The 1,756-nt window shown below is 34.0% G+C and carries 3 protein-coding genes and 2 pseudogenes; all 5 read right to left on the reverse strand.

The window, feature by feature from the left end; translation table 11 throughout:
- A pseudogene (locus tag SORDD15_RS03345) lies at positions 1 to 243 on the reverse strand (YwqH-like family protein); the annotation flags it as partial.
- A 113-nt stretch (positions 244 to 356) separates the two neighbouring features.
- Positions 357 to 677: an Imm59 family immunity protein gene (locus SORDD15_RS03350; RefSeq protein WP_231097620.1), complete on the reverse strand. Its 321-nt coding sequence runs from the start codon at positions 675 to 677 to the stop codon at positions 357 to 359.
- Between the two features lie 21 nt (positions 678 to 698).
- Positions 699 to 1,028: an Imm59 family immunity protein gene (locus SORDD15_RS03355; protein ID WP_061414335.1), complete on the reverse strand. Its 330-nt coding sequence runs from the start codon at positions 1,026 to 1,028 to the stop codon at positions 699 to 701.
- 63 nt (positions 1,029 to 1,091) lie between these two features.
- A complete protein-coding gene (locus SORDD15_RS03360; RefSeq protein ID WP_061414339.1) occupies positions 1,092 to 1,421 on the reverse strand; it encodes an Imm59 family immunity protein in 330 nt (109 codons plus the stop codon).
- A gap of 1 nt (position 1,422) precedes the next feature.
- Positions 1,423 to 1,756, reverse strand: a pseudogene (locus SORDD15_RS03365) (TNT domain-containing protein); the annotation flags it as partial.

The raw sequence follows: 1,756 nt of genomic DNA on the forward strand, positions 1-1,756 counted from the left end.
ATCATAGAAGATATTCATCTCTGTTTGGAAATTTGTATACTCAGTGGAGAAGGTCTCCCACTGCTTGGTGAAGGCATCTTTTTGTTTCCCATGCCAATCCGGTTGGATATTGCGGTGGTTGATAGGATACCTGATATCGTGAACATTCTTTTGAATTTCCCCTACAGACTTCTTGGCCGTGCGAAGACGTTCCAACTGTTCATCGATGGAAGTGATTCGGGATTGAGCGGATGAGATACTAGAGTAGTGTTGATTTACTTGGCTTTGAAGAGAATTCTATTTAAAGCAAGAGCTTACCAATTGACCATTGGTAAACTCTTGTTTCATTTATTCTATCATAAAAGGGGAGTTATTTGTTATTCTGTGGCATCATCCCAGAGGGGGGAAGGATATTGAGGAGCCCAACCATTGGAAATATAGTACTTGTTTCTTGAAACAGTATGTTCTAATAACTCCATAAATTTTTCTTTTGCTTCTTTAAAATTAGTATACTCAAAAATCTTTCCTTTCCCAGCTCTATCCCTTGTTAGATATACCTTATATTTTTCAGTTTCATTATTGAACTCAATGCGCGTTTCCCATTCTGAGAGACCATGCTCATTAAAAATCGAGTATCGTAAACTTTCATAACCTAATTCTTTAATTTTTTTCAGAATATTTTCTCTAGGTAATTCCATATGCATTTCATGTTCTCAATATCAATCATCGATTTTATCCCATAATGGAGAGGAATATTCAGGAACTTCTCCACTTTTTATAGAAGCTCTATTTATTTTCACAGTGAGGTCTAGTTTTTCTATAAATTTATTTTTTGCATCCTCAAAATTATCAAATTCCAATTTTTTGTTATAACTTGCTCTATCCATTGTAGCGTAAACAAAATAATGTTCACTGATAGAATCAAACTCAATTCGAACTTCCCATTCACCTGGTCTATGATCATTAAAAATAGAAAATCTTAAACTTTCATATCCCAACAATTTAATTTCTTCCATAAGTTCTTGTTTCTCTTTATCCAAATTTACCATTATTTTGCCTCTCCCAATAACCCTAATTTTGCATTCCTCTTTGTCCTGCAGGCTACATCATTTTTAATCCTCATCCCAAAGTGGTGACGAGTATGGATGAGAAAATCCTAGTTCTGATGCTAAATGCTCAGCGTTAATTGTTTGTTTCAGTATACTCATGAACTTGTCTATAGCTTCATTAATAGTATCGTATTCCCAAGTTACTCCAACAACATACGAGCGTTCATCTCTACTATTTATCATAAACTTGTTATCCTTATAAAATAGATGTGTCGCCCATGGAAGATTACTCTGTTCATTAAATAACTCATATCTCAAAGTTTGAAAATTATTCTTTCTAATTAGTGTTTCAATTTCCTGTTTATATTGTTCAATTAGTTCTTTTGATGCCATGTTATTTTACCTCTTTAAGAAAACCTAATATTTCATAGTACTCTATATTGGAACCAAACTGAATTTGAGTTCCACCTCCCTGACCAAATACTTTAGAGATTTGCCCCTTCTTCACATCAGATAGCACATCCACTGGATTTCCATATTTTGACAATCTTTCATTTAAGAATAATTGTAATTTTTTCGGTGCTTCATTATATGCTTTTAAAATATTTTCCCTCGTGATATCCTTCACTATTTCATACTGGTGGTAGGATTGATGACCTTCAGGATAAGGCAAACCTCGTGTATTAAACGGCAATATTTCTCCGTTATCAACTGGACTGGTGAAACGC

Source organism: Streptococcus oralis (assembly GCF_001578935.1).
Lineage (GTDB): Bacteria > Bacillota > Bacilli > Lactobacillales > Streptococcaceae > Streptococcus > Streptococcus oralis_R.

What these genes read in the sequence shown, in the direction of transcription:
- SORDD15_RS03350 (WP_231097620.1), bottom strand. Translation starts at nt 677, where the DNA reads ATGGAATTACCTAGAGAAAATATTCTGAAAAAAATTAAAGAATTAGGT.
- SORDD15_RS03355 (WP_061414335.1), bottom strand. Translation starts at nt 1,028, where the DNA reads ATGGTAAATTTGGATAAAGAGAAACAAGAACTTATGGAAGAAATTAAA.
- SORDD15_RS03360 (WP_061414339.1), bottom strand. Translation starts at nt 1,421, where the DNA reads ATGGCATCAAAAGAACTAATTGAACAATATAAACAGGAAATTGAAACA.